The sequence below is a fragment of the Gammaproteobacteria bacterium genome, from assembly GCA_022340215.1.
Taxonomy (GTDB): domain Bacteria; phylum Pseudomonadota; class Gammaproteobacteria; order JAJDOJ01; family JAJDOJ01; genus JAJDOJ01.
The window spans coordinates 1-3,890 of the sequence record JAJDOJ010000097.1 but is presented as its reverse complement, the minus strand read 5'-3'; the positions used below and the strand labels follow the sequence as shown (position 1 = coordinate 3,890).

Below are 3,890 nucleotides of genomic sequence, written 5' to 3'. Positions count from 1 at the left end.
GGGCCCGGCCGGTAGCGCCGCTCGAGCAGGCACGACCTCAGCGCCAGCAGGCGATCGGCGAGCTGATGCTCGAAGGCCGCGACGGACCGGTGACCCCGTTTGGAGCGCGCGGCAGCGGCGTGGGCCGCCAGCAGGTTCGGCCAGCCGCAGAGTTCGCTGAACGCTGCGCTATGCATGGGCGGAGATGATCGTGGCCGAAGAGATGATTGTCCTGGCGCGTCTGTTCGACCTGCTGGCCTGGCTGCTCCCCAAGGTCGAGAGATTCCCAAGGGCGCACCGATTCACGGTGACCCAGCGCATGATGGATGCCGCGCTGGATTGCCAGGACTCGGTGTTCGAGGCGCAGTCCCTGCGCGGGGCGCATCGCCTGGGTGCTTTGACCCGCGCCGATGCCGCGCTGAACCGTCTGCGGCTGTATCTGCGACTGGCGCACCGCTGGCAATGGATGAGCGACGGACAGTACCGGCAAGTCAGCGAAATGGTCGCGGAGATTGGCCGCCTGCTGGGGGGCTGGATCCGGCAGTGCCGGCAGGAAGAGGGGCGCCGCGAGGACGGACCCGGGCGGCGCCCCGGTTCGGTATGAGCCCGACGCCCTGTCAAGGCGTGCGGGCGGGACTCACCTGCGCCATCAAGATCCCCTGGCCTCGTCCGGCGAACCGTGGTCGGCCGGAATTTCCGGCGGCGCCGAGGGCGCACGACAGGGGCCGGAATGATGTGGGACGCACAACACACACGAAACCCCAGGTTGTTGTTGCGGTTGGCGGGATCGTTGTTGTTGCGGTAGGCGGCGCGGGCGTTGTTCCGGTTGTTGTTCCAGGAGCCGCCGCGAACCACCCGCGGGAACGTCTCAGGGAGCCCCGCAGGACAAGGCCCTGCCCGTGCAGTATGGGGCCAAGCCGCGCGGGGCGCAATGGCGCGAAAAATTCGCGCGCCGCTGCGCGGCGCGACAGGGTTCAGAAGACCAGTCAATCAGTGACCAGTAGCCAGCGCACCGCTATTCGATGGGGGACGCACAACACACACGAAACCCCAGGTAGTCGTTGCGGTCGGCGGGATCGTAGTTGTTGCGGTCGGCGGCGCGGGCGTTGCCACGGGAGTTGTCCCAGGAGCCGCCGCGAACCACCCGCGGGGCGTCGCCGTCCGGTTCACCGCCTGCAGGTGTGTCGTATGTGTTCCGGCACCATTCCCAGATGTTGCCGGCGAGGTCCGCGACCCGTGCGCCTTCCGTGAACACCGCATCGCCCGCGGGATAGAGACCGACCGCCACGGTACGGTTGATGTCACTCTCCGCAGTGTTGGCACAAGACTCCTTCCACTCCGGCCCCCAGGGGTACGCGCAGTCCGGATCTCCGGCAGTCGCCGCGAGTTGCCACTGCCGCTCCGTCGGCAGCCGGATCGCCTTTCCCCCGTGTTTCCGGCTCAGCCAGCGGCAGAACGCCACGGCGTCGTACCAGGAGACGTTGATCGCAGGATAGTTGTCGAAGCTCCAGAGCAGTGGGCTGTGTTCCTCATCCCGCACCAGCCCATCTTCCCACCAGGCCGCGTTGTCATAGCCGTCATCCGCCTCCAGAAAGGCCCGGTACTGTCGCCAGGTGACCGGGTAACGGGCGATGGAGAACGCCTCGACCCGGAACTCTCCCTCGATATCCTCCAGCTTGACGCTACCGCCGGCTACGGGCACCCACGCGATCTCCGGCAGGCCGTCTTCGTCCAGCCCGACGCCACGGCGCGGGTCGCCCATCTGATTCAGGCGCAGGCCGATCTCCTCGCGGCGGTGGTGCGAGGTGGCCGCTTCGTTCAGTTCGTCGAGGAGCGCGAGTGGTTCGGGATAAAGAAAGGCTCCCAGCGGTTCCGCCAGGTCGTCTCGCAGGGTCCGCCAGGCGTGGATACCGGCGTCCGTGTACGGTGAACCCTGCGATCCGGCATCACGCCCGCTCAGGGCCAGCAGCGCCTCCAGCGCCGGTCGCTGGCGCTCCCAGGGCCAGCGCAACGGGTGGCTGCGCCCGCTGCGATCCCATTCCTTGGCGGCCAGTTCCGCCTGCCGGCGCTGGGCGAGGTTTCCACGGTGCAGGTCCAGCCAGCTCACGAGACGTGGCCAGTGCGTAAACAGGGCCTCGTGGGTAATCGCCACGGTACGCTCGCTCTGCGCCAGGAAGCCGATGCCGGCCAGGGCGTCGACCAGACGCGAGACGGCCCTGTCCCGGCGCAGCGGCCCCGTATCCGCGGTGCGACGCAGGGTCTTGTCGTCGACCACGGTAGCGAGGGCCGCGAACAGGTGCTCGCAGGCCCTGGCATAGCCGGGGTCGTTGCCGATCTCGGCATCGATCTGCTGCGCCTGGGTCTCGATCGCAGTTCGCAGGCCACCCAGGGCCCGAAAGGCCTCGAGCGTCATCCCCTGCGGATGCTCGAACAGTGCATGCAGGGTGTAGGCGATGAGCGGCAGCGCGCCCTGCATGTCGCGGGCCTCCGAAACCACGGCCTGAACGAGGTCGGGCGGCACACCGACGTCCACCCTGTCGGCCGGTGTCTCGATCACCCGCCGCAGCGCGGCTTCGTCCAGGGGGTCGAGGTAGACCATGGATTCGGAGAAGCGCCGGCCGCCCAGCCAGCGCGCGAGCCGGTCCATGAACTCGTCGCGCAGGGTCAGTGCGAGCCTGAGCTTCGGCCAGTCGAGCATCGCGTCGAACAGCGGTCGAAACGCTTCCGCAGCCCCGTGTGGCGACTGGGTAAACAGCTCCTCGAACTGGTCGATGAAGACGATGATCCCGCGACTGGCGCCGAGCGTCTCGAGGTGTCGCCCGAGCGCGGTTGCACCGTCGTCCGACAGCTCGGTTTCGATGCGTTCGGCCCTGGGCGTGGTGTCGAGCGAAGCGCGCGGTTCGGGCAGGGCCCGGTCCAGGGTCTCCGCCAGCCTTCTGGCCGGCAGGTTTCCGGGTGTAAATCGCAGCACCGGCATGTTCCCCGTCTCGTCCTGAAGGGCCGCGATCAGACCGGCGGCCACGAGCGAGGACTTCCCGGTCCCGGAGGCACCGATCACGCAGAGCAGTTGCCGTTCGCGGAGCCTGCCGCTCAGGGTCTGGATCTCGTTCTCGCGCCCGCAGAAATACGCCCGCATCTCCGCGGCGAACGCCCGCAGGCCGGGATAGGGGTTTACTGCCCGGGGACTCTCCCCCTTACGTTCCGTTTCCCTTGATTCAGGGAACAGTGGCGCCGCCTTCGTGGTCGGCAGTTCCAGGGGCTTGCCGAGCGCGCCCGGTGTGATTTCGGGCTGATTCATTAGGATGCGGTAGAGGGCCAGGTACTGGTCGTCGTTCTCGAGGGCGAAGGCGGTGTAGTCGCTGAGCGGACCGGGGATATGCGCGCGCCGCCCGCCGGGCGGCAGCACCGGGATGAACCGCGTGTTCCTCAACTTGTTGTCGTAGAGCTCCCGGGCGATGATCTCCCACTCCCAGCGTACGCCACGGCCGGCGTCCGGGCCGGAATCGATCTCGGTCTGGCGCTTGTAGTCCTCCGTGCACACCACCAGGACCTGGTCGGCGCGTTGACACTCCGCCATGAAGCCGCGCCAGCCGTATTGCGGAAACGGTTCGTACTGGTCGATGACCGCATCGATACCGTCGCGGCGCAGGGTTTCGGCGAGGCGCAGGACCCACGCACCCAGTTCTTCCGATTCCTGCCGGTAACTGATGAAGACGCGGGGCGGGCTTTGCGACATGCAGGGTTGATTCGGGTGCTGGTGGTTCGCGTTATGCGGGTCTCACAGCAATCAATATTAGAGTATCCCTTGACATCTCGCGCAATACCGCGGCCTCCTGCGCGCGCAGCTCACGGCTGGCCTGGATGCCGGAGTCCGTCTGCCCAGACGTTAGCCGGAGCGTGCAAGCGGGTGT

At 67.6% G+C, this 3,890-nt stretch carries 2 protein-coding genes; one reads left to right on the top strand and one right to left on the bottom strand.

Going from position 1 to position 3,890, the window contains the following annotated elements:
• The first annotated feature begins 190 nt into the window (after window positions 1–190).
• On the top strand, window positions 191–583 hold the full coding sequence (gene avd, locus LJE91_07390; GenBank protein MCG6868546.1) for a diversity-generating retroelement protein Avd: 393 nt from the start codon (window positions 191–193) through the stop codon (window positions 581–583).
• Window positions 584–994: 411 nt separating this feature from the next.
• On the opposite strand, the gene LJE91_07385 is transcribed toward avd, so the two are convergent.
• Window positions 995–3,715 carry an SUMF1/EgtB/PvdO family nonheme iron enzyme gene (locus LJE91_07385; protein ID MCG6868545.1) on the bottom strand — a complete coding sequence of 907 codons (2,721 nt, stop codon included), beginning with the start codon at window positions 3,713–3,715 and terminating at the stop codon, window positions 995–997.
• Between the last annotated feature and the right edge of the window lie 175 nt (window positions 3,716–3,890).